The 24,959-nt window shown below is 36.9% G+C and carries 25 protein-coding genes; 20 read left to right on the top strand and 5 right to left on the bottom strand.

Features of this window, described 5'->3' with window-relative positions:
* Positions 1-109: 109 nt before the first annotated feature.
* Entirely contained in the window at positions 110-355 is a 246-nt protein-coding gene (locus tag MKL38_RS02135) for a hypothetical protein (protein WP_270902352.1), read from the bottom strand.
* A 128-nt stretch (positions 356-483) separates the two neighbouring features.
* On the bottom strand, positions 484-1,671 hold the full coding sequence (locus MKL38_RS02130; RefSeq protein ID WP_270902351.1) for a phosphoglycerate kinase: 1,188 nt from the start codon (positions 1,669-1,671) through the stop codon (positions 484-486).
* Positions 1,672-1,809: 138 nt separating this feature from the next.
* Here MKL38_RS02130 and MKL38_RS02125 point away from each other — a divergent pair, with 138 nt between their 5' ends.
* From MKL38_RS02125 to putP, 14 genes are all read left to right on the top strand, one after another.
* Entirely contained in the window at positions 1,810-2,193 is a 384-nt protein-coding gene (locus tag MKL38_RS02125; RefSeq protein WP_003651438.1) for a DUF2237 family protein, read from the top strand.
* Positions 2,193-2,786, top strand: a complete 594-nt coding sequence (locus tag MKL38_RS02120; protein WP_035357564.1) for a Maf family protein — start codon at positions 2,193-2,195, stop codon at positions 2,784-2,786. Before MKL38_RS02125 ends, MKL38_RS02120 begins: the two co-directional genes overlap by 1 nt.
* A gap of 31 nt (positions 2,787-2,817) precedes the next feature.
* The gene (locus MKL38_RS02115) at positions 2,818-3,981 is read left to right on the top strand and encodes a ribosomal protein uL16 3-hydroxylase (RefSeq protein ID WP_209830660.1); all 1,164 of its coding nucleotides are present in this window, start codon (positions 2,818-2,820) and stop codon (positions 3,979-3,981) included.
* 372 nt (positions 3,982-4,353) lie between these two features.
* The gene (locus MKL38_RS02110; protein WP_004642610.1) at positions 4,354-4,917 is read left to right on the top strand and encodes a TetR/AcrR family transcriptional regulator; all 564 of its coding nucleotides are present in this window, start codon (positions 4,354-4,356) and stop codon (positions 4,915-4,917) included.
* Between the two features lie 466 nt (positions 4,918-5,383).
* Entirely contained in the window at positions 5,384-5,695 is a 312-nt protein-coding gene (locus tag MKL38_RS02105; protein ID WP_002121379.1) for an ArsR/SmtB family transcription factor, read from the top strand.
* A 411-nt stretch (positions 5,696-6,106) separates the two neighbouring features.
* Complete coding sequence (gene sstT, locus MKL38_RS02100; protein ID WP_209830659.1) at positions 6,107-7,309, top strand: serine/threonine transporter SstT; 1,203 nt, start codon at positions 6,107-6,109, stop codon at positions 7,307-7,309.
* Between the two features lie 5 nt (positions 7,310-7,314).
* On the top strand, positions 7,315-7,995 hold the full coding sequence (locus tag MKL38_RS02095) for a YoaK family protein (protein ID WP_003651433.1): 681 nt from the start codon (positions 7,315-7,317) through the stop codon (positions 7,993-7,995).
* Between the two features lie 3 nt (positions 7,996-7,998).
* Positions 7,999-8,535, top strand: a complete 537-nt coding sequence (locus MKL38_RS02090) for a DUF2058 domain-containing protein (RefSeq protein ID WP_003651432.1) — start codon at positions 7,999-8,001, stop codon at positions 8,533-8,535.
* A gap of 366 nt (positions 8,536-8,901) precedes the next feature.
* A complete protein-coding gene (locus MKL38_RS02085) occupies positions 8,902-10,749 on the top strand; it encodes an ABC transporter ATP-binding protein (protein WP_005041140.1) in 1,848 nt (615 codons plus the stop codon).
* Positions 10,749-11,189: a MaoC family dehydratase gene (locus MKL38_RS02080; RefSeq protein WP_003651428.1), complete on the top strand. Its 441-nt coding sequence runs from the start codon at positions 10,749-10,751 to the stop codon at positions 11,187-11,189. Before MKL38_RS02085 ends, MKL38_RS02080 begins: the two co-directional genes overlap by 1 nt.
* Positions 11,190-11,296: 107 nt before the next feature.
* Positions 11,297-12,322 (top strand): AraC family transcriptional regulator, encoded by a 1,026-nt coding sequence (locus MKL38_RS02075; protein ID WP_056479584.1) that lies wholly within the window; start codon positions 11,297-11,299, stop codon positions 12,320-12,322.
* Between the two features lie 37 nt (positions 12,323-12,359).
* Positions 12,360-12,734: a glycine cleavage system protein GcvH gene (gcvH, locus tag MKL38_RS02070; RefSeq protein ID WP_003651425.1), complete on the top strand. Its 375-nt coding sequence runs from the start codon at positions 12,360-12,362 to the stop codon at positions 12,732-12,734.
* A 99-nt stretch (positions 12,735-12,833) separates the two neighbouring features.
* On the top strand, positions 12,834-13,541 hold the full coding sequence (locus MKL38_RS02065) for an SIR2 family NAD-dependent protein deacylase (protein ID WP_209830657.1): 708 nt from the start codon (positions 12,834-12,836) through the stop codon (positions 13,539-13,541).
* A gap of 409 nt (positions 13,542-13,950) precedes the next feature.
* Positions 13,951-15,441, top strand: coding sequence for a sodium/proline symporter PutP (gene putP / locus MKL38_RS02060; RefSeq protein WP_270902350.1), 1,491 nt, complete (start codon positions 13,951-13,953; stop codon positions 15,439-15,441).
* 33 nt (positions 15,442-15,474) lie between these two features.
* Here putP and MKL38_RS02055 read toward each other — a convergent pair whose 3' ends face one another.
* Complete coding sequence (locus MKL38_RS02055; RefSeq protein WP_003651419.1) at positions 15,475-15,963, bottom strand: Lrp/AsnC ligand binding domain-containing protein; 489 nt, start codon at positions 15,961-15,963, stop codon at positions 15,475-15,477.
* 125 nt (positions 15,964-16,088) lie between these two features.
* Between MKL38_RS02055 and putA the strand changes: the two genes are divergently transcribed.
* The 4 genes from putA to MKL38_RS02035 all read left to right on the top strand — a co-directional run bounded on the left by putA (position 16,089) and on the right by MKL38_RS02035 (position 22,091).
* A complete protein-coding gene (gene putA, locus MKL38_RS02050) occupies positions 16,089-19,841 on the top strand; it encodes a trifunctional transcriptional regulator/proline dehydrogenase/L-glutamate gamma-semialdehyde dehydrogenase (protein ID WP_270902349.1) in 3,753 nt (1,250 codons plus the stop codon).
* 106 nt (positions 19,842-19,947) lie between these two features.
* Entirely contained in the window at positions 19,948-20,427 is a 480-nt protein-coding gene (locus MKL38_RS02045) for a GrpB family protein (RefSeq protein ID WP_270902348.1), read from the top strand.
* 98 nt (positions 20,428-20,525) lie between these two features.
* Positions 20,526-21,611: a tRNA (uridine(54)-C5)-methyltransferase TrmA gene (gene trmA / locus MKL38_RS02040; protein WP_270902347.1), complete on the top strand. Its 1,086-nt coding sequence runs from the start codon at positions 20,526-20,528 to the stop codon at positions 21,609-21,611.
* 249 nt (positions 21,612-21,860) lie between these two features.
* Complete coding sequence (locus MKL38_RS02035; protein ID WP_003651412.1) at positions 21,861-22,091, top strand: hypothetical protein; 231 nt, start codon at positions 21,861-21,863, stop codon at positions 22,089-22,091.
* A 35-nt stretch (positions 22,092-22,126) separates the two neighbouring features.
* On the opposite strand, the gene MKL38_RS02030 is transcribed toward MKL38_RS02035, so the two are convergent.
* On the bottom strand, positions 22,127-22,873 hold the full coding sequence (locus tag MKL38_RS02030; protein ID WP_270902346.1) for a phosphodiester glycosidase family protein: 747 nt from the start codon (positions 22,871-22,873) through the stop codon (positions 22,127-22,129).
* Between the two features lie 194 nt (positions 22,874-23,067).
* On the opposite strand from MKL38_RS02030, the gene MKL38_RS02025 reads away from it, so the two are divergent.
* Positions 23,068-23,658, top strand: a complete 591-nt coding sequence (locus tag MKL38_RS02025) for a lecithin retinol acyltransferase family protein (protein ID WP_080026928.1) — start codon at positions 23,068-23,070, stop codon at positions 23,656-23,658.
* A gap of 43 nt (positions 23,659-23,701) precedes the next feature.
* On the opposite strand, the gene MKL38_RS02020 is transcribed toward MKL38_RS02025, so the two are convergent.
* Positions 23,702-24,283, bottom strand: a complete 582-nt coding sequence (locus MKL38_RS02020; protein WP_005041161.1) for a YceI family protein — start codon at positions 24,281-24,283, stop codon at positions 23,702-23,704.
* A 218-nt stretch (positions 24,284-24,501) separates the two neighbouring features.
* Here MKL38_RS02020 and MKL38_RS02015 point away from each other — a divergent pair, with 218 nt between their 5' ends.
* Positions 24,502-24,909: an OsmC family protein gene (locus tag MKL38_RS02015; protein ID WP_270902345.1), complete on the top strand. Its 408-nt coding sequence runs from the start codon at positions 24,502-24,504 to the stop codon at positions 24,907-24,909.
* Positions 24,910-24,959: the final 50 nt, after the last annotated feature.

The raw sequence follows: 24,959 nt of genomic DNA, 5'->3' as shown, positions 1-24,959 counted from the left end.
GGTAGTGCGGGTTATTCTACCCTTTCATTTATTTCAATTCAGCAACAAATCACAGTATTTCAAAAAAAATCCCCGCATATGCAGGGATTTTTTAACAAAAAACAACAAATTAATGTGTTTCTGAAGCAGCAGCCTCACTTGGTGCACTACCTTCAACCACATCGGTATTCTTTTCATCTAAAACTGGCTTATCAATCGCATCAATTGCTGCTTGTTGCTCAGGTGTTACTTTGTCAGAAACAGCAGTAGAAGCTGCCGATTCTTGTCCAGCCTGAGATGCTTCATCTTTCTTAGCACAAGCAGTCAACATCATCGGTACAATTAACACAGCAGCAAATGTAAGCTTTAAATTCATCACTATTGTCCACAGTTGGTGATTTAATGCTCGCTATTTTATTGCAGATATATGACAGTTTAATGACCTATCCATGAAAAAAGGGACTGGTAACCCAGTCCCTTCTTATTTTTTAGATAACAGTATTATTACGCACGCTCAAGTAAAACCGCGACTGCTGGCAAAGTCTTGCCTTCAACAAACTCAAGGAATGCACCGCCACCTGTAGAAATATAACCAATTTGATCAGCAACGTTATATTTATCAATCGCAGCTAAAGTATCTCCACCACCAGCAATCGAGAAACCAGCAGATTGTGCAACAGCAAGAGAAAGTGCTTTAGTACCTTCACCAAATTGATCAACTTCAAATACGCCTACAGGACCATTCCAAAGAATCGTTTTTGATGTTGTTAAAATATTTGCAAATGCTTTAGCTGTTTCCGGACCAACATCTAAAATCATATCGTTTGATGTTACATCTTCTACTTTCTTCACAACTGCTTGCGCTGCTGCTAACGAACCTAAGAAATCTTCAAAATTAATTTGTGAAGCATCAGCAACCACAACATCTGTAGGCAGTGGAACACTTACCTTCGCAGCAATTTGTTTTGCAGTTTCAACCAAGTCAGCTTCGTATAATGATTTACCAACATTAAAACCAGCTGCTGCCAAGAATGTATTTGCAATACCTCCACCAACGATAAGTTGATCACAAATACTAGAAAGTGAGTTTAAAACATCAAGTTTAGTTGAAACTTTAGAACCAGCAACAATTGCAACCATTGGTTTTTCAGGAGTTTGCATTGCACGGCCAAGTGCATCTAATTCAGCTGCCAATAAAGGGCCAGCTGCTGCAACAGGAGCAAAACGAGCTACACCTTCAGTAGATGCTTCTGCACGGTGAGCAGTACCAAATGCATCCATAACAAATACATCGCATAATGCAGCATATTTTTGTGCAAGGTCTGGATTATTTTTCTTTTCACCATGGTTAAAGCGCACATTCTCAAGCAATACAACTTGACCAGCTTCGACTTCTACGCCATCTAGGTAATCTGTTAACAATTTAACGTCTTGGCCCAATACTTCTGTTAAATAAGCAGCAACTGGCGCAAGCGATTGTTCTGGCTTTGGTTCACCTTCAACAGGACGACCTAGATGCGAAAACACCATCACAGCTGCACCTTTTTCTAAAGCAGCTTTAATAGTTGGTAATGCTGCGCGCAAGCGAGCATCGCTAGTAATCACACCATTCTTGACAGGAACGTTTAAATCTTCACGAATAAGGACACGTTTACCTGTTAAGTTAAGGTCAGTCATACGCTGAAAATTCATGTAAAGCTCTCTTTATGATTTTAAAAACGCGCCAATTTTAAATGATTACATCAAAAAAGGTTAGTTTTTTTGCATAAAAGCTGTAGAAAGCCCGAGTTTTGATTATGATAGAGATAGTCATTTGATATTTCATCCATTATGTCTATTCATCCAGATCCACAAATCAATCGTTTAAATGTTTTAGGGGAACCTTTAGCAAGTTGTTGTTTCGACCCTATTACTGGCTATTTTCGAAATGGCTTTTGCCACACAGCAGTCACAGACCTTGGTCAACATACTGTATGTGCGCAAATGACCTCTGATTTCTTAAATTTTTCACAAAAAATTGGGAATGATCTTATTACCCCTTTACCAGAAGTAGATTTCCCCGGCCTAAAGCCCGGTGATTTCTGGTGTATCTGTGTAACTCGTTGGGTAGAAGCTTATCAAGCTGGTCAAGCCCCTCCCATCAAAATACATGCATGTCATCAAGCTGTATTAAGCTATGTGCCTTTAGATGTTTTAATGGAATTTGCAGTGTAATGGTACAACCACAAATTATTTTGGCATCAAGCAGTCAAACACGCAAAGCCTTAATGGATCGCTTAGGGATTAACTATATCTGTGTTAGTCCAGATATTGATGAGAGCCCTCGGGATGAGATCCATGCGGATGAACTTGCAAAAAGGTTGGCTTTCACAAAAGCCCAAGTAATTGCTGCACAAAATCCACATGCAATTATTATTGGTTCCGATCAAGTCGCATGGCGAGAACATGCTCCTAATGACTTTATTGGTAAACCGATGACCATTGAAAATGCCAAATTACAGTTAGCAGAAAATTCAGGTCGAACTGTCTACTTTAGTACCGCACTCAGTGTGCAATGGCTTGACGGGAATTTTGAACAAACGCTTGTTGAACACTATCAAGTTAAATTCCGAACCTTGAATCAAACTGAAATTGAACGATATATTGCATTAGATCAACCACTCCATTGTGCTGGTAGCTTTAAGTGTGAAAGTTTAGGAATTAGTTTGTTCGAAAAAATGACAGGCCAAGACCAGACGACTCTTATGGGTTTACCCATGATTCAACTTTGCCATATTTTAAGGCAGCTTGGCCTACAGATTCCTTAATTTTAGATATTTTTATAAATAGGTTATTTCCATGACAGAACCTTTAGCAGTTTTAGGCGGTATTACTGCCGAACAATTCTTAGCAGAATATTGGCAGAAAAAACCTTTGCTGGTACGTAACGGATTGCCAGAGATTGTAGGTCTTTTAGAACCGCAAGATGTACAAGAACTTGCTTTGGAAGAACATGCGAGTGCCCGACTCATTCGCCAAAAAGATAGAAATCCAAATGAATGGCACGTCAAGTCTTCACCTCTAACTAAAGGTGACTTTCAAAAGCTACCAAAATTATGGACTATTTTAGTACAGGCGGTAGACCACTACTCTTTTGACCTTTCTGAGCTTTGGAAAAGATTTCCTTTTATTCCTCAATGGCGCCGTGACGATATTATGGTGTCTTATGCACCTAAAGGCGGTTCAGTTGGAAAACATTTTGATTTTTATGATGTGTTTCTAGTTCAAGGTCACGGACACAGACGTTGGCAATTAGGACAAATGTGCGATGTAAATACTGCATTTGTACCTAATCAACCATTAAAACTTTTACCAGAAATAGACGTGCAGTTTGATGAAGTTCTAGCACCAGGTGATTTACTGTATGTTCCGCCCGGAATGGCACATTATGGCGTTGCCGAAGATGATTGCTTAACTTTCTCATTTGGCTTTCGCATGCCAAACGTTGCAGGAATGATGGAACGTATTAGTGATCAATTTTCAGCTAATACTTTATTGCAAAATCCTGTTGTAGACATTGCACGCAAACAGATGGGGCAAATTGGTGAAATTAACGCAACTGAATTGAGCCACTTAAAAGACTTAGTTTTAGCTCAATTAAAAGATTCATCAGCACTTGATGCCGCTATCATGTCTTATATGAGTGAACCTAAATATCCGGATAATATTCCAGAAGCTGATGAAATCGAAGCAGATGACTTAAAAGAAATTTTACACGAAGGATACGAAGTTCTTTTAGAGCCAGCCTCTCGACTACTTTATACAGAACAAAACGGAACCCTAAACTTTTGGGGAAATGGTGAAGTTCTATATATAGCTGAACCCTTTGTGCAAAAATTAAAAGCGATTGCCAATGGAGAGAGCCTGCCATTTGATAGCCAATTTAATGATGATGAAACACTAGAAAACGTTGCTCACTTATTAAATGAATCTATTCTGATGCTTTTACCCCCTGCAGAGTAAATGTTTTAATAAAAGTAGGTTTTTTCATGAAAGTGGAAAACCTACTTTTTAAATTAGCAAGCAAACTCAAAAATACATTCAATTATTATTCGTTAAATTTATCTAAAAAAATCTTAAATAGTGCGTGGTTAAGATTATTAAACATTAAAAAAATCTTGAAATGAGAATTAAAAATAGAAAAGCCCCATGATTAAAAAACGACATATTTCCTACTTACTTTTTCCTTAAAATTTAAACGTTACAGTTTAAAAAAATAATATCTTTTTTCTATCAATAACAAACAATACCTTGTAAAATTAAAGATCCAGATTTTCATTAATACAGATCACAGTTCACAAGCTAATAGCAATTCATTTGTGAGAGGCTAAAAATATGTCGAAGAAAGATGACATTATTAACACCGCATTAAGACTTTTTAATTCGTATAGCTACAATTCTATAGGTGTGGATCGCATCATTAATGAATCTGGCGTTGCAAAAATGACTTTCTACAAGCATTTTCCATCAAAAGAAAAATTAATTGAAGAATGTCTACTTCTACGAAACACGCTTTTACAGAACTCTCTTACCTCGGCCTTATCAAAACATGATGAGTTAGACCCTCTTGCGAGAATTAAAGCAGTATTTTTATGGTATTCCGACTGGTTTAATAGTGAAGACTTTAATGGCTGTATGTTTCAAAAAGCTTTGGAAGAGGTTTTAAAACAATATCCGTCAACACATCAACCTGCCACTTTGTATAAAGCTTGGTTGACTAAACTCATGCAAGACCTTCTCAACCAATATGATGTAAAAGAACCTGGTCCTTTATCTTTACTACTCGTTAATATATTGGAAGGTATGACCATTCAAGCTCAGGTCGAGCATGGCTCAATAAAAATTTATGATTATTGGAATCGAGTTGAAAAATTAATCGACTTTGAAAGAGCTGCTTAAAAATAAAGCGTGACATTCTTCTTCTTATATTAATATTCTTCTTATCTATCACGCTGCGTCTGAAAGTCATTTTGGTTCAAAATTAGACGTTTTTTTCGACCTTACTAAACCAAAATATACAGACCTGTCTGTACAAAACAGATTATATATTTAAAAAATAAAAACTCAATCATTTTTTTTGTTTCATTCAAAGATAAATTAGATTTAACTATTTATCGGAATGAAATAAGGCTTATTTCATGCTGGCTTCAATTCACTTATACTTAACAATTAAACTTATAACACAATGCAACATTTTAAACACAAAAGAAATACAAACAACTGTTTTTAATTAAAAATACTACTTATTTATCAGTTCCCCTTATATTGCTTTTCAACAAAAACAATTGGATTGATTAGTTTTGCTACATTCATTTCAGCAAGATCAATCTATACTATGCCCGCTATATTGATATAGGTATAAAGTATGAAAGATGGACTCCAAATTGAAGAAATGAAAAATGCGGCCGATTCAGTCGTGGGAATTCTAAAATCTTTGGCTAATACAGATCGTTTATTAATTTTATGTCACTTAGCTTACGAGGAGCTAAATGTTTCACAGATTGAAGAGAAGACCCAAATTACACAGCCCACTCTTTCACAACAGCTTATGATGTTACGTAAAAGTGATGTTGTATCAACTCGTCGTGATGGAAAGCAAATTTTTTACTCTATTAAGGATGACAATATGCATTCAATTTTAAATACGCTTCATCAGCTGTACTGTGCAAGTAAATAATATTTTTAAATTATAAATTTATAATAATAGTAGTAATTTCCTGAAATATGCGATTTTTCAGCTTGAGAGCTTAGAGCCTAGTCGAAGCACAAAGTTTTGAAAATTCGCGTAGCTTTTCCAAAGCCTCATCAATACCATTTAATCTGTTATCAGTTCTTTTCTTTTGAGTTTTTTCGGCACTTTCACCGCTTTTTGATATAATTCGTTTTCTTGATGAACAATTAACAAGCAAAGCCTCCAATAAAAAAAGTTAAAATTAAAAATTAACCAAAACTAAAACAATAACTTAATATTACCATCTACTATAAAAACCTCTAGTTTGCATAAAAAAGCTTAAGATTCCCATAACTTAAGTATAAAATACTCCGCTTGTTCAACCTTTAGCCATGAATAGGTTAATAAGGTCTTTATATGCTTGAATTCCTTTCTCGATTAAGCTTGGTAGCCAAGATTATTATCGCCATTATTTTAGGTATTGGCGTTGCATTACTATTTCCAGACATTACGCCATATTTAAGTTTATTTGGTGAGCTTTTTATTAAAGCATTAAAATCTGTTGCCCCTATTTTAGTCTTTGTATTGGTACTTTCTTCTATTGCCAACTTTCAGGTAGGCCATAGTGCGAATTTACGTCCAATCATGATTTTATACGTAGTAGGTATGTTGCTTGCTGCTTTCACAGCTGTGATTGTTAGTCTTTCTTTTCCTAGTACTTTGTTCCTCAACACTGTTTCACACAATGATTTGCAAGCACCAGGCAGTTTAGCTGAAATTTTAAAAAACTTGCTTTTAAGCTTTATTGCTAACCCTGTTCAAGCCATTAGTGAAGCAAACTTTATCGGTATTTTAGCTTGGGCAATTGGCCTTGGTTTAGCGATGCGCCATAGCTCAGACACCACAAAAGAAGTCATGCAAGATGTTGCACATGCTGTTAGTGCTATTATTCATAAAGTAATTGCTTTTGCACCTGTCGGCATTTTCGGATTGGTTGCAGTAACTTTTGCAGATGCGGGTCTCGCAACACTTGAAAGTTATGCACAATTATTAGTAGTACTGTTAGGTACGATGTTCTTTGTTGCTTTAGTTATCAATCCAATTCTTGTTGCGCTTACTATACGTGGGAACCCATACCCTCTCGTATTTAAATGCCTTAAAGAAAGTGGGATTACTGCTTTCTTTACACGAAGCTCAGCAGCCAACATTCCAGTTAACTTAGATTTAGCAGAGCGTTTAGGTGTTAATCCATCTACAGCAAGTGTGTCTATTCCATTAGGTGCTACAGTAAATATGGCTGGTGCAGCTGTGACGATTACTGTACTCACACTAGCAACTGTTCATACGCTTGGAATTCATGTTGATTTTGCAACAATGCTTATTTTATCAGTTGTTGCTACAGTTTCAGCATGTGGTGCTTCTGGCGTAGCTGGTGGCTCTTTACTTCTGATTCCAGTAGCTTGTAGTCTATTTGGTATTTCAACCGAAATTGCTATGCAAGTAGTGGCTATTGGTATGATTATTAGTGTATTGCAAGACTCTACAGAAACAGCGCTTAACTCGTCTACGGATATTCTATTTACCGCAGCTGTAGATATTCGTTCCAAGCAAGCTTCATAAACGAAATGCCATTTCAACGCCTACCAAACTGGTTCCAACTTGGAGCCTTTTTACTGGCATTCAATGCCGGAATGATTAATGTATTAGGGCTAATTACCCTTTTGCATCAATCTATTTCACACATGACTGGCAACGTTAGTATGCTAGCTATGAGTTTGGTAGAGTGGCAACCAGAACATATCATTTTCTTGCTTCTGGTGATCATTTGTTATGTTTGCGGTTCATTTTATAGTGGTTTTATTTTAGGCAGCAGCCATTTTCGTCTAGGTCGTCGCTATGGCTTACCTTTGAGTCTTGTTGCTTTATTCATTTTTCTTTGTTGGCTATTACTTCCTTATTTTCCACGCTATGGATTATTATGGGCTTGTACAGCGATGGGCCTACAAAATGCAATGGTTAGCCATTATAAAGGAACCATTATTCGAACTACCCATCTATCTGGCGTTTTAACAGATATTGGTTTAGCACTTGGATATAAAGCTAGAGGCTTACAGGTAGAAAACCGGCGTATAGTTTTACACTTACTAATTTTTGCAGGTTTTCTGCTGGGTGGAATTCTCGCCGCGCTGGTACATCCGCAATTAAAGTTACAAGCATTTTTATTGCCAGCAACTTTAAGCTTAGTCTTAAGTATTTCTTACTGGGTCGTTTACTTCTATAGCCCTTCAACTTCACATAAGGATTAAGTCATGGTTAAAAATGCCTTACAAGCCCAGCTACTAAAAGCTGGGTTAGTGGATAATAAAAAAGCAAAAAAATTAACAAAACAAGCTCATCATGAACAACGTATCGGCCAAAGTAATGAGGCCGAAATCAAAGCGAATATTGAAAAAGCTCAACAAGAGAAGTTAGCTAAAGATCAGGCTTTAAACTTAGAAAAACAACAACAACTTGAGGAAAAAGCCCTCAAAGCATCAATCATTCAAATGATTAAACATCATAAAATTTCAAATACTGATGGTGATAGTGTTTATCAATTTATTGATGAGAGTAAGATCAAGAAGGTATATATTTCTCAGCAAGTATATAATGCCCTTGTTTCAGGCAGTCTAGTCATTGCTAAAGATCAAAATCAATATGCTTACTTACCTAAAGCATTAGCTGAAAAAATTGATCAGAAGATGAAAGGTTTTATTTTATTGAACAACGCTGAGTCGAATGAACAGACTACAGATGAAGAAGATCCATATGCAGCTTATGTTATTCCTGATGATTTAATGTGGTAAGACATACAAGGGCCTTTATTATGCAAATATAAAGGCCTTTTTCAAATGGGTTTAAAAGTGTTAATTTAACAATTGTTCAAAATAGTAAGAAAAAATACTTAAAGAATAAATTCCTTCACCACTTTATCTATTAATCCCGATATAATAAATCATAATTTTTTAAGTCTTCGCGACATTCTTGAAGATTTCTTCAGGCATCCAAATTTACGTCATGTACGAATGAATGACGTACAACATAATCAGTTCATGTGTATTTGTGCATATTCAAAAGATCGAAAACCGAAGTGATATTGATCTAACTGACTTTTTTGTAAATTTAATTGCAAAGACTTAATGAAGTGGCTTTTGTCTTAAAGGTAGTAATTCATGCTGAAGTGGTTTGAAAAACTTGTAGATCCCTACCCAACAAAAGGTCTGGATGAACCTTTACCGACTCGTTTTTTTCCATTTGTCTGGCAAGCAACGGAAGGCTTACGCCCATACTTATTCTTACTTATTCTTTTTACAGCAGGTGCGGCAAGCTTTGAAGCCTTACTTTTTTCAAAGATTGGACAACTCGTAGATTGGTTAAGTAGTAGTCGCCCTGAAAGTTTTTTAAGTCAGCACACGACTGATTTACTACTTTTAATTGGTGTTTTATTTACCAATATCTTTTTTGTAAATATTCAATCTATTGTAAAACATCAGATTTTATATAGTACTTTTCCAATGCGTTTGCGTTGGCGTTTTCATAATCTTTTATTGAAACAAAGCTTAGATTTTTTCCATAACGACTTTGCTGGTCGACTTTCTGCAAAAGTTATGCAAACGGCTCTAGCCATTCGTGAATTCTGGATTATTTTGGGCGATATGTTGGCTTATGTCGCTATTTACTTTATTACCGTTAGTATTGTTCTTGGCTCAATTTCAACAATTTTGCTAATACCACTTCTAGTTTGGTTAACCTTATTCTTATTAAGTGCGTGGTTCTTTATTCCACGTTTAAGTAAAGTATCTCAGCAGCAAGCCGATGCCAGATCAATTATGACTGGTCGCGTTACCGACGCTTATACTAACATTCAAACAGTTAAATTGTTTGCGCATGCGGGGCGTGAGAGCCAATATGCAAAAGCATCAATGAAAGAGTTTATGACAACAGTCTATGCTCAGATGCGTTTAGGCACTCTTTTTGAAATAAGTATCAACATGCTATCAGCCGTCTTATTTATTGGGGTTATTGGCACCTCAGTTTGGCTATGGACTCAAGGTTTAGCAGCATTAGGTGTAATTGCAGCGACTACTGCCATGATTTTAAAACTTAATAGTATGGCTGAGTTTATGATGTGGCATATGTCCGCATTATTTGAAAATGTTGGAACCATTCAAGATGGTATGCAAACATTAGGTAAAAAAATTAATATTCAAGACAAACCTGATGCAAAAACACTTGAAGTAAGCCAAGGCGAGATTGTATTTAAAGATGTTAGCTTTGCTTATAACAATAAAAATGTGATTAATCACTTCAACTTAAAAATTAAAGCTGGTGAAAAGATAGGAATTGTTGGACGTTCTGGAGCAGGCAAATCTACACTTATTCAGTTGCTTTTACATTTTTATCATCTTAAACAAGGTGCAATTTTAATTGATGGGCAAAATATTGAAGATGTGACTCAAGATAGTCTAAGAGCGAATATTGCCTTAGTAACACAAGATACGTCTTTATTACATCGCTCAGTGGCTGAAAATATTAAGTATGGACGTCCAGATGCATCTGATGCCGATATGAAAAATGCTGTAAAGAAAGCAAAAGCCGCCGAATTTATACCTCAATTGGTAGATTTAAAGGGTCGTAATGGATATGACGCTCAAGTAGGTGAACGTGGTGTAAAACTTTCTGGTGGTCAAAGACAACGTATTGCTATTGCACGTGTATTTTTAAAAGATGCTCCTATTCTCATTTTAGATGAAGCCACTAGTGCATTAGATTCAGAAGTTGAAGCAGCTATCCAGTCAAGTTTAAATGACCTTATGGTTGATAAAACTGTTATTGCAATTGCACACCGATTATCTACTATTGCACAAATGGATCGTTTAATTGTTCTTGATGAAGGCCAAATTGCTGAACAAGGAACACATGAAGAGTTAATTGCGCAAAATGGAATATATGCCCAATTATGGAAACGTCAAACAGGCGGCTTCCTAATTGAACAAAAAGTTTTACAGGGTCAAGATTAATGCTTTATTTAGAAGATTTGAAAATTGGTGATCGTTTTATTAGTCGTGAATATGAAATCACCTTAGATGAAATCAAAAAATTTGCAAATTCCTATGACCCTCAACCATTTCACATAGATGAAGAGCAAGCTAAGCATGATCCTATTTTTCAAGGGATTGCTGCCAGTGGTTGGCACACTTCTGCCATCACTATGCGTTTATGGACCGAATGCATGCCTATTCATGGAGGCTTGATAGGTTCAGAATCTAGTTTGCGGTGGCCACGCCCCACTCGACCGGGTGATAGAATTCATGTTGAAACTGAAATTTCAGCTATCACCCCATCCAAAACAAAATTAGATCGTGGTATTGTAAGTTACGTTACACAAGCCTTAAATCAGCATGGGGATGTCTTACTTATTTCAACAACAAAAATTGTTGTCTTTAAAAAGAATGTTTAAAAATGGTTGATATGATTGTCTAACAGTTTTTATAAACTCAGATTATATTTCATGACAAGATGTGTAAGAAATGCATGTGAAAAATTGATGAGAGCAATGGAACGCATATGAAAATTACCTCAGCTCGTCAAGATCAGGGTATTCCGGGTGTCTATGGCTTATTGCTATTAGATGTCGTTTCACGTTGGGGATACAACGATGAAACATTATTTGCTCCATTTCATCTTACAAGCGAGCAACTGGCTGACCCTGACTATCGTATTTCTACACCAGTAGCAAATGAACTGGTTAAACACGCTCTTAAACTAACTGGTGAAACGACTTTGGGTTACCACCTTGGTACTCAAATGCGTATTTCAATTCATGGTTTCATTGGCTATGCAATTATGACAGCCAAAGATATTACAGAAGCAATTGCACTCGCAGCACGTTTTATTCAGCTACGCTTGCCCTTTTTACAATTATATTTCTCAACTTTTGGACCCAAGGCGACCTTACAATTACAGTGTGATATTGAACTTGAGCCTTTACGTACAGAAATCGTTTTAGGTTTAACCATTGGTATCATGAGCATGGCGAAAGCTATGACTGGCATTGACGATTTAGCTGGAGATGTAGACTTAGATTTTCCAGAGCCAGAAGGTTTTGACAAATATAAAAATAAACTAAGCAGCACAATTCGCTTTAACCAACCACATTTAATTTCAAGTTTTGATAAAAAGTATTTAGGACTTAAATTAGTCAACGCCGACCCTATTGCAAGTCAAGTTGCCATTAACCAATGTGAAGCTGAACTTTCCGCTTTGGGTGAGCGCCGACGTTTAGCAATGCGAGTTCGTGATATTTTAAGTAATTCTGAACAGCATTACTTAAGCATAGAAAATGTAGCAGAATGCTTACATATGTCAGACCGCACACTTAAACGTCAATTGGCAGCAGAAGGAACTTCCTTTTCTACATTAGTTGATGAAGTACGCTATCGACATGCAACATCTTTGCTTTCGCGTACAGATTATAGTCTTGAACAGATTGCAGATGAACTTGGCTATTCGGACGTTGCAAATTTTAGCCGTGCTTTTAAACGCTGGAGTGGCCGCAGCCCAAGCAACTGGCGTAAAGACCCATACTTATAATGTTTAAAACTATTGGACACAAGCTTAAGGAGTTACCATGAATCACCCTTCGGAACTGAAGTATGCACGTACACATGAGTGGGTAAAAATTGAAGGTGATCTTGTTATTACAGGGATTACTGACCATGCACAAGATGAGCTTGGCGATTTGGTGTATGTCGAAACTCCTGAAGTTGGTAGTCAAGTTACAGCTGGCGAACAAGCTGGAGTTGTTGAATCAGTGAAAACTGCTTCGGACATCCATGCTCCTGTTTCAGGCACTGTAGTAGAAGTAAATACTGACCTTGAAGATGATCCTGATTTTGTAAATGATGATCCATACGGCAAAGGCTGGATTTATAAAATCAAACCAGACAATATTGCAGATGTTGAAAAACTTTTAACAAATGCAGAATATGAAGCTGGCCTATAAGATAGGTATAGTTTTCAAGATTTAATAAAAACCAGTTTAGATTTAGACTGGTTTTTTTCTTTGTTTATACAGTTAATTTAAAATCAGTTATCTGATTCGGTGACCTATATGACAAAACTTGTTGTATTCTCTGGCGCGGGTATGAGTGCCGAAAGTGGAATTAGCACTTTTCGTGACAGTAATGGTCTATGGGAAAATTATGACATTCAGCAAGTTGCCACACCTGAAGCATGGCAAAAGAACCCTGCTTTAGTTCAACGCTTTTATAATGAAAGACGCAAAAATATTTTAGAATCTCAACCTAATCAAGCTCATCAATATATTTCCAAGCTACAAGACTATTTTGAAGTACAAGTTATTACTCAAAATATTGATGATTTGCATGAACGCGCAGGAAGTTCCAACGTTTTACATTTGCATGGAAACATTCGGTTAGCAAAAAGCTCGGGGCCAAAGGCACAATTCACAACTCAGTTTTATGACATTAACGGTTGGAAATTAGATTTAGAACACGACCTTTGCCCAGATGGATATCCTCTTCGTCCACATGTGGTTTGGTTTGGTGAAGCTGTACCTGCTTATGAAGAAGCAATTAGAGTCGTGCAAAGTGCAGACATTTTTATTGTAATCGGGTCGACATTAAGCGTATATCCTGTTGCAGGTTTAGTGCATGAAATTGCAGCTCAATGTAAAGCATACTATATAGATCCCAAAGCAGATCATGGACGTGTTCCTCAACAATACGAATTGTTAAAGATGTCAGCGACTCAAGGAATGCATGAACTTTTTAAGAATTTAACCAATTGACTCCTATTTTTAAGTACTAAATCAATTTAATTTGAATAAAAATTATTATTTTTTGGACAAAATTTTGTCAAATTTTCCAACTTTGTTCTAATTTCGCGCAATAAAATTTTTCCCTCCACTCACTTTGTAACTAAATATAGAGTTATTTTTTTATAAAATTTATTTTTCTCAAGAAAATTCAAAAAAACAAAATATTAAAAAATTATAAGTGAATGATTAATAATATATTTTTTAGATTGTAATTTAAATTACACCGACTTACACAAAGATACAAAAATACAATATAAAAATAACAGAGCAAAAAAATTCTTTTGTGGTTGAATCTCAACCTCTTGAATGCCGTACAAGAAAACAGCGACCTGGATTAGGTTACAATCACGGATTATGGATATAAGGACACACATCCATCATGAGTTATTTTGATCCCACCCTCATCATGTTTATGGTGTACATCGTAGCAATGGTACTTATTGGCTTATTTGCCTACCGTGCTACAAGCGACTTCTCAGATTATATTCTTGGTGGTCGTAGTTTAGGCAGTTTCGTTACTGCGTTATCCGCAGGCGCATCAGACATGAGTGGCTGGCTACTCATGGGCTTACCAGGAGCAATTTATCTTTCTGGTCTATCTGAAGCGTGGATTGCAATTGGTCTTATTATCGGTGCTTGGCTTAACTGGCTACTGGTTGCTGGTCGATTACGCGTTCATACTGAAATTCAAAACAATGCATTAACTTTGCCAGATTATTTTACAAGCCGTTTTGATGACCAGAAAAAAGTACTTCGTATTTTCTCTGCCGTTATCATCTTGGTTTTCTTCGCTATTTACTGTGCTTCAGGCATGGTGGCGGGCGCCCGTTTATTTGAAAATTTATTCGGTATGTCATACAACACTGCAATTTGGCTTAGTGCTATTGCAACCATCAGTTATGTTTGTATCGGTGGATTCTTAGCAATTAGCTGGACTGATACATTCCAAGCTGGATTGATGATTTTTGCCCTGATATTAACGCCAATCGTGACTTACCTTGCGATCGGGGACACAACTCATTTTGTTACTCTCATTGAAACTGCACGTCCGCATGCATTTAATCTCATCTCAGATTTTGGTGTGGTAGCAGTTTTATCCTCCATGGCATGGGGTCTTGGTTACTTTGGTCAACCACACATCCTTGTACGTTTCATGGCGGCTGATTCAGTAAAATCTATTCCTGCTGCACGCCGTATCGGGATGACATGGATGATTTTATGCTTAATGGGTGCTGTAGGTGCTGGTTTCTTCGGTATTGCTTATTTTGAGCAACACCCTGAATTAGCGGCAGTTGTGAGCAAAAACCCTGAAACTGTATTTATGGAATTGACTAAAATTTTATTCAATCCATGGATTGTGGGTATCATTTTGGCTGCAATTTTAGCTGCTGTTATGAGCACGTTAAGCTGTCAACTTTTGGTATGTTCAAGTGCTTTAACTGAAGATTTATACAAAGGTTTCTTTCGTAAAAACGCATCTCAAAAAGAACTTGTATGGGTTGGCCGTGTAATGGTTCTTGTTATTGCTGTTCTTGCAATTATTCTTGCAGGTAACCCAGATAGTAAGGTTCTTGGTCTTGTTGCTTATGCATGGGCCGGCTTCGGTGCAGCGTTTGGTCCGCTTATCATCTTGTCATTGTTCTGGAAACGTATGAATTTACAAGGTGCTTTAGCGGGTATGATCGTTGGTGCAGTTGTGGTTATTGGCTGGAAAAACCTTTTCGCAGACACTGGTGTTTACGAAATTATTCCTGGCTTTATCCTTGCATTTATCAGCATCGTTGTTGTGAGTCTTTTAACTAAAGCGCCAAATACGACAGTAACTGGACGCTTTGAACAAGCAGATAAACTCTACAAAGAAAGCGTATAATCCATCTAAATAAACTAAGGGGCTTCGGCCCCTTTATTTATTTTTAGTTTTGATTTTAATTTTTGAAGTATCCTTCACGACTTGCATCACTGGGTAACTACGGGTTTCTTTTACCCCAGGTAACTGCCATAACACTTGCCCTGCAATACGTCTAAACTCTTCCATACTGGCACTTCGTAATTTAATTAAAAAATCGAAGCCCCCACTGACCATATGGCACTCAACAATTTCCGGATAATGCACCACAGCATCAATAAACTCATCTAAAACATTAGGTGTCGTTTTATCCAGTAATACTTCAACAAACACCAAAAAATTAGCATTTAACTTAACAGGGTTTAACTTAGCCTCATATCCCAAGATGAATTCATCCTTCGTTAGCTTTTGGACTCGTGCCATGACAGCAGTTGGAGATAAATTCACAAGTTCGGCTAATTTACTGTTCGAAATACGCCCATCTGTTTGAAGAATATCCAAAATTTTTAAATCAGTGCGATCAAGGCTTAATAACGGGCCATTCATCTGAATTTTCCTCTAAAAAATGGGATAAATATAGTGAGTTATTCGGTGTTTCTTCTGTAATGATAAATTATCTAAACCTCTCTACTCAAGATAAATAGTACGAGAGCTAGTTGGCGGAAACAGATATGAATACAATGGATACTTTTCATCAAATGGATAAATCTCACCAAGGCTATATCACCGAATTCAACGATAAAAGTGAGTTTGAACAACGCATTAACACAGCTTGGCGTCGTGCTGAACCAGAAGCTGTAGAAGAGCTATTACAAGCTGCCGCGGTATCTGATGATTTAGATCATAAAATTTATGACCTTGCTTTTAATCTTGCACATAACTTACGTGAACGTAAAACCTCTTCAGGTAAAGCAGGTATTGTTCAAGGGTTACTACAAGAATTCTCCCTTTCTTCACAAGAAGGCGTGGCTTTAATGTGTCTTGCTGAAGCTTTGCTTCGTATTCCAGACTCAGCAACACGTGATTTACTTATTCGAGATAAAATCAATCAAGGCAACTGGAAAGAACATGTTGGTCAAAGCAGCTTAATGTTTGTAAATGCTGCTGCATGGGGCCTTATGCTGACTGGTAAGCTGATGGAAACACCAAAGCAAACTAGTCTTTCAAGTGTACTTACTGGCCTTTTAGCACGTAGTGGCCGTGGCATTATTCGTAAAGCAGTCGATGTTGCAATGCGTATGATGGGTGAACAGTTTGTTACTGGTGAAACCATTGAAGAAGCTGTAGACCATGCAAAAGTACTTGAAGACAAAGGTTTCCGCTATTCTTACGACATGTTGGGTGAAGCTGCTCTAACCGAACATGATGCTGAACGTTACTTCAATGATTATACGCAAGCTATCCATGCAATTGGCAAAGCGTCTAACGGTAAAGGCGTTTATGATGGCCCAGGTATCTCAATTAAGCTTTCTGCCTTACACCCTCGCTATCAACGCGCGCAAATTGAACGTGTTCACCAAGAACTTTATGGCAAAGTATTCGAACTCGCTCTTTTAGCAAAACAATACAACATCGGTTTAAATATCGATGCAGAAGAATCAGAACGTTTAGAAATTTCTCTTGAATTACTTGAACGTCTTTGCTTCGAACCGGAACTTGCGAACTGGAAAGGTATTGGTTTCGTTATTCAAGCGTACCAAAAACGCTGTTTCTTCGTGGTTGATTATATTATTGATCTTGCTAAGCGCAGCCAAAAGCGCCTCATGATCCGTCTTGTGAAAGGTGCGTATTGGGATAGCGAGATCAAGAAAGCACAAATCGAAGGTATGGATGACTATCCTGTCTTCACTCGTAAGGTGCATACGGATTTATCTTATATCGCTTGTGCTAAAAAATTACTTGCAGCACCAGAGTTCATCTATCCGCAATTTGCAACTCATAATGCTCAAACGTTAGCAACGATCTATCACTTAGCTGATCCAAGCAAATATTATGCTGGTCAATATGAGTTCCAATGCCTACATGGTATGGGTGAGCCACTTTATGAACAAGTTGTTGGCCCACGTGAGCAAAATAAATTAGGCGTACCATGCCGTATTTATGCTCCAGTTGGTAACCATGAAACTTTGTTGGCTTACTTAGTTCGTCGTTTACTTGAAAATGGTGCAAATACTTCATTTGTTAACCGTATTGCCGATAAAACACTTAAAGTTGAAGATCTGATTCAGTCTCCAATTTACGATATTCGCAATGCAGCTAAACTTGAAGGTTCAGTTGGCTTAAAACACCCATCTATTCCGTTACCTTTAGACATGTATGGCTCGCTCCGTAAAAACTCTAAAGGATATGATTTAGCTAATGATGCTCCACTTGAAGCATTAGATCAGACAGCTCAACAACTGCGTAGTCGTATTTGGCAAAGCCATCCGTTATTGGCAACAACAGAAACATTAGAGCAAGGTCACTCTACTGTAATTACAAACCCAGCACAAAATGATGAAATTGTTGGACATGTACAAGAAGCTGATCTAAAGCATGTAGAAGTTGCACTTAATGCAGCTGAACAAACTCAGTCTGAATGGGCTAATACACCTAAAGATCAACGTGCTCAATACTTAAAACGTGCAGCTGACCTGATGGAAAGCCGTATTGAAGAGTTAATGGTATTGCTTTGCCGTGAAAGTGGTAAAACCTATGCCAATGCGATTGCTGAAGTTCGTGAAGCTGTAGATTTCTTACGTTACTACGCAACTCAGGTTGAGAACCTTCCAGCTAATACAACTATTCAGCCTTTAGGTACTGTACTTTGCATTAGCCCATGGAACTTCCCTCTTGCGATTTTCTCAGGCCAAATCGCGGCTGCATTAGTCAGCGGTAACTGTGTTATTGCTAAACCTGCCGAACAGACTCCATTAATTGCAGCTCAAGCAGTGCAAATTTTATGGGAAGCTGGTATTCCTCATGGCGCTGTGCAGTTATTGCCAGGTCGTGGTGAAACAGTTGGAGCTCAACTCAGCCAAGATAGCCGTATCGATGGCATCATGTTTACAGGTTCAACTGAAGTTGCAAAAATTTTACAGAAGACTGTTGCAAAACGTTTATCTGAAAATGGCCAGTCAATTCCCCTCATTGCAGAAACTGGTGGTCAAAATGCAATGATTGTGGACTCATCAGCTTTAACTGAACAAGTCGTACTTGATGTTGTAAGTTCAGCTTTTGATAGCGCTGGTCAACGTTGCTCTGCTTTACGTATTTTATGTGTGCAAGAAGACAGTGCTGCAACCGTTATTAAAATGCTTAAAGGTGCAATGCAACAGTTGAGCGTAGGTAACCCTGCCATTTTAAAAACTGACATTGGTCCTGTTATTGATGTTGAAGCAAAACAGACGATTGATCAGCACATCCAAAAAATGAAGTCTAAAGGCTATCCAGTACATCAGCTAATGTTTGGAGCAACGAGCCAGAATGAATTAGATAAAGGAACTTTTGTTGTACCAACAGCAATTGAGTTACCTAACCTTGATGATTTACAACGTGAAGTCTTTGGTCCAGTTTTACACATCATTACCTATAAGTATGGCGAGCTTGAGCAACTCATCTCGCGAATTAATGCCAAAGGTTATGGTTTAACAATGGGTTTACACACCCGTATTGATCAAACGATCCAAACAGTGATTCAACATGCTGAAGTTGGTAACCTTTATATCAACCGAAATATTGTTGGTGCTGTTGTTGGTGTTCAACCATTTGGTGGTGAAGGTTTATCTGGTACAGGTCCAAAAGCTGGTGGTCCGCTTTACATGTATCGCTTAATGCAACATTGTTCAAATAAAGTATTGGCAACACCATTTGCCATGAAAAATGAACAAACTGCTTTTGAAGGCTTTAACCGAGAGGTTTATCAGAGCTTACAAAATTGGGCGAAACAGCATTTACCGCAAGCAAATCGCGAAATTGAACCATTTGGCGTTGGTAAGTTTTATGAGTTACAAGGTCCTACTGGGGAAAGTAACCAATATATTATTCTGCCGCGTCACCGTGTTCTTTCAATCGCTGACACAGAACAAAATCAGTTGCATCAATTGCTCGCAATTTTTGCAGTTGGTAGCCAAGCTGCGGTAATGCCAAATAGTCCATTATTGGCAAAATATAAACAAACCTTGCCGAAAGATGTGCTTGCTGCAATTACTACAGTCAAAAATATCGCATCAGATGATTTTGATGCAGTTTTACATCATGGTAATCGTGAAGAAATCTTCTCATTACAGCAAGAAGTTGCTACTCGTTCCGGTGCAATTGTAGGTATTACCCATGTTGAGCCAAATGAGACTATTCCACTTGAACGTTTAGTAATTGAACGTGCAATTAGTGTGAATACAGCTGCGGCTGGTGGTAACGCAAGCTTAATGACAATGTCTGATTAATACATAAGTTTCTAAAAAAAGCCCAAATCTTAGTATTTGGGCTTTTTTATATAATGAAGTAATCTTTTCTTAAATATATAAATTTTATCAATTCGAGATTCTAATAATGATCTTTTTAGAGCCAGAACAATATCAACAAAAATGCGCTCAGCTTTTTAATTCATATCAAAAAGATATTTCCACACTACTACCATTTGCCAGAATTGAACATATTGGTTCATCTTCAATACCAAATGCAATTTCAAAGGGTGATTTAGATATTTATATTGAAGTTAAGCCTGAGCAGTTTGAAGTTGCAATTGAAGGGTTAAAAACTCTTAACTTTATAGAAAAGCAAAATACGCTAAGAACACATGAACTTTGTATGCTTGAGTCACTCAATAACGATGATGTTGCTTTTCAAATTGTAGCTACAGGTTCAAAGTTCACATTTTTCTTAACATTTAGAAATAAGCTTATCGCCTCTCCAGCACTGGTCGATGAATATAATCAATTAAAATTACAGTGTAGCCATTTAGATCACGATCAATATAGAACAATAAAATCACAATTTATTAGCCGTGTATTAAATCAACCTAAGGTTTAGCTACGTGTCGGTATTGATATCTAGCTAAAATTGGCTCCTGTAAGCCCGTTTTTTTTGATACCATTCACTATTTGATTCTGTCTAAATTTTCTTTGTCTATGACCTCTTCTTATCATCAACAACTTCAAACTAAAATTGACCGCATTACTGCCCAATTTTCTGAATTTACTCCACCTACATTAGAAGTGTTTGAGTCACCTGAACAACATTTCCGTATGCGTGCTGAGTTTCGTATCTGGCATACAGAAAATGACATGTTCTATGCCATGTTTGAACGTAACGATGATGACAAACAAAAAACCGTTGTACGCATTGATGAATTCCCCATTGCAGACCAAAGCATTAATGATTTAATGCCAAAACTTTTGGAAGTGCTCAAAGCAGAACCTAAGCTTTCTAGCCGTTTATTTGAAGCTGATTTTCTTGCAACACTCAGCGGGGAAATGTTAGTTACATTAATCTATCACCGTAAATTAGATCAGGAATGGGAACAAGCAGCTAAAGCGCTTGCTGAGAAGTTAGACATTAAGATTATGGGTCGTAGTCGTGGTCAAAAAATTATTATTGGCGATGACTTTGTCGTAGAAGAATTTGAACTTTTAAATCGTTCATTTAAATACAAACAAATCGAAAGTAGCTTTACTCAGCCTAACGCACAAGTTTGCAAAAAAATGCTGCAATGGGCGTGTGATGCAGCTGAAGGATCGAAAAAACACTTATTAGAACTTTATTGTGGTAATGGTAACTTTACTCTTCCTCTTTCTTTAAAGTTTGAACGTGTTCTAGCAACAGAACTTGCGAAATCTTCCGTTTATGCTGCTCAATGGAACATCGAGCAAAACCAGATTGATAATATTCAAGTAGCCCGTCTTTCAGCTGAAGAATTTACTCAAGCCTATCAGGGTGAGCGCGAATTCCGCCGCTTACAAGAAGCAAATATTGATATCCAAAGTTATGACTTTGATACCGTATTTGTTGATCCCCCACGCGCAGGGATTGATGATGAAACTTTAAAACTTTTACAAGGTTTTGAACGGATTATCTACATTTCATGTAACCCAGATACACTGTATGAAAACTTAAAAATATTAGGTTTAACTCATCGTATTACCAAATTTGCATTATTCGATCAGTTCCCATATACCCATCATGTTGAGTCAGGTGTATTACTTGAGAAGATTTAAACAAAATCTTTCATTGTAAATTTAAAATCAAAGGAGGTTACATACCTCCTTATTTTTTAATGTTTTTTTATTTAACTATTTAGATTTTCAAAAAATATCAAGTCATCTATCCGTCATAATTTCGTTTAACTCATGCATTCCTATCGAAAATTCTCGAGTTCAATTGGTGGATTTATCACTTATAGAGACTTGTATTTTATTTTAAATTGGCTATATTTCGAGCTATGTTAGATTGTATATGAAGGCTCTATGAGTTTTTGGCAAAAGCTGTTCTTAGCAGATCAACAGCATAACGAGCATAAAAACCAAACTGCTTGTGTTGAAAATGACTGCTCATGTAAAACAAATGAACAACTTCTAAGTGCTCTTGCACTAGCAACAGATGAAGATGTCATTAAAGGAATAAAGAAAGTTCTTATTTCCCGTGGTTATAGCCGAAAAGAGTTGAATGAACTCACTCAAAAACCCTCTATCCATTAATTAAAAAGCCAGTCTTGTACTGGCTTTTTTATATTTCACTTTAATCTACACTCTGTCTGATCAACCCAACCAACAATTGGTCCCATTTCAAATTGTTGATCATTACGCTTGTCTTTTTGAACATATAAACTAGAAATAGAACCATCAAGATATAAAGCCTGCTCCACCCTAAGATTTCTTTGAAAAAACTGAGCAAACTTGTAAAAACTCACGCTATTCTTCGATATTACAAAGTAGAGTTTATTATTTCTAATACCGACTCCATTACGAATTTTATTTGATTGAGAATCTGGAAAAAAAAGGGAATTTATCTTTCCATCAATCACTAACATCGGGCCAGATTGTGTCGCATAATCAACGTTGAAATCTCGGCGACTGTATTGCTGCGTTGTTGAAATGAAGGCCTGCTTTTTATTCCAACTTAACACCCCATTAGGCTGCAAAAAGAAATTTCCCAATCCTTTACTTTTATTTAGTGGCTGAATCACCTTAGCTTGTTCAACATACAGTCCTACTGGAGAAAATCCCGGATGAAACATCCCTGCATTCATTGCGAAAGAAAGTCGCTCACATTGCTTTAAATGTTCCTGAACATTGTTAAAACTTTTGTAATACTGCTGATTATTAGAATTCTTAAGAAACAAGCGTAACTGTTTTAAATTGCTAATTGAAACCACATCAAACTCATTACCTTCTGCTGTTTTAACTTGCTGGTGTTCTATCGCATAGACAGACTGAATCAGAAGCACATATATAGTTAAGCACCACATCAACCATTTCATTTAATACCACCAGACATGACATTTTTCCTTCATATTAAATCTTTAAATTAGATACAATAAACACAATTATAATTGGATATGTACCAAACTCATCCATTCGACGTAATCAATACACTCGAAAATTTCTATATTGGTTATAATGGTTAGCAGCTTTTCAATAAAAGCCATTTACACTTTATTGGATCAGCGTAAGCATGCAACAACCGAATAAGCGCTACCCTTTGGGGGCTCATCTCATCGTAAAGCATCTCGGCTATAGCCATCATGGTATATACGCAGGGAGAGGTCGAGTTATCCATTATTCAGGCTTAGCGCATTTCATCAAAAAACGCCCCATTGAAATTACCTCAATAGATGCATTCTCGCATGGAAAAAAAATACATGTTCGCTCTTATGACACGCCACGCTATAAAGGAAGAGCTGTCGTGCGCCGAATGCGTTCACGTATGCACGAAAACCACTACCATCTGATTATTAATAACTGTGAACATTTATGTAGTTGGGCAATTACCGGAATCGAAAGTAGCACCCAAGTTGAACGTATGATGCATCGATTAACGACCATAGGTTATGTAAGTTCAATCATGAGCTATATGAATGGGATGATGCTCACTGTTGCAACGACATGTTTTGCTCTTGTTCTTTATATTAAAAAGAAATTACGTGATCAGGCAAAAATGAAGGTCCCTACTTATCAATTTCTTAGAGAAAAATCTGAAAAAAGGAATATTGATCCTTCAGTTCCTTTAGTGTTTATAGATCCAGATAAAAAAGAACCAATTTAATAAAAAAGCCCTCAAATATGAGGGCTTTTAGAAAACTTATAACTTATTTTTTATCAACTTTTGCTTCAGTCGTAATGTTTACAGTGATTTTATCACCAACATTAGGCACATAGTTTCCTAGACCAAAGTCAGAACGCTTGAATGAAGTTGTAGCATTAAAACCAATCGCTGGAACTTTTGCCATTGGGTGTTCGCCTTGCTTGTTTAAAACAGCATCAAGTACAACAGGCTTAGTTACACCTTTAACAGTTAAGTCACCAGTAATTTTAAAGTGCTTTTTGTCTTTAGTTTCAACTTTAGTACTTTTAAACGTAATGTTTGGATATTTAGCAGCATTAAACCAAGCTTCTTCTTGGAACTCTTTATCCAAAGCAGGAACGTTTGTATTTACACTGCTTAAAGGAATAGTCACATTTACAGATGAGTTTGCTGGTTTAGCATTATCAACTTTAATTACACCCTGGATATCCGAAAAGTTAGCGCTTGGAGTAGAGAAACCAAAGTGATTCCACGAGAAAACAGTAGCTGTATGTGTAGGATCAATTTTGTAGTCCACTGGCGCAGCTAAAGTAACTGAACTAGCCAATGCTACTGCCAAACCAAAGCTTAGTGTTTTAAGATGCATTTTTCGTATCCTTTATTGATATAGTGGTTAGTGTATACATCAAGTAATTTAATTCACTATTCTTTATAAAACGATATGTTTCATCCATGCAACAATAAAAGCGTTACAGTTATTATTTAAAAACAATATTATAAGATATCGGTGTTGTCATACCGTTTCCGAACTCTCAAATTAATTCGTTTTTACTTCGACTTTATTGATCAATAACAAGGTAAAACATGGCTAATACTGCTCAAGCACAAAGTACTTCCACTCCATATCGAGTAACTCTGACCGATCCTTCAGGTCACCAATGGTTTGCTGATGAGCCTACAGACAAAGGTGGTCTAGATACTGCTCCAAACCCAGTTCAAATCTTACTATCTGCTTTAGGTGCTTGTACCACCATCACATTAGAGATGTATGCGAATCTTAAAGATATTAAACTCGATCATGTTCAAGTTGATTTAGTATTAAACCCAAATGGTGAACCAGAGAAAGGCCAAAATAATGTTGAACGCAAAATCACACTCAAAGGTGAATTCACGGAAGATCAACACAAGCGTTTATTAAAAGTTGCCGAGAACTGCCCCATTCATAAGTTACTCACTTCTCAAATTAATATTCAAACCGAACTTAGCATTTAACCTTTCAGATATAAAAAAGCGCTCCCTATGGAGCGCTTTTTTACACTACT

Source organism: Acinetobacter sp. AOR14_HL (assembly GCF_027855175.1).
Taxonomy (GTDB): domain Bacteria; phylum Pseudomonadota; class Gammaproteobacteria; order Pseudomonadales; family Moraxellaceae; genus Acinetobacter; species Acinetobacter calcoaceticus.
Note: the sequence above shows the minus strand (reverse complement) of the source record. Positions and strands in the feature narration are given on the sequence as shown.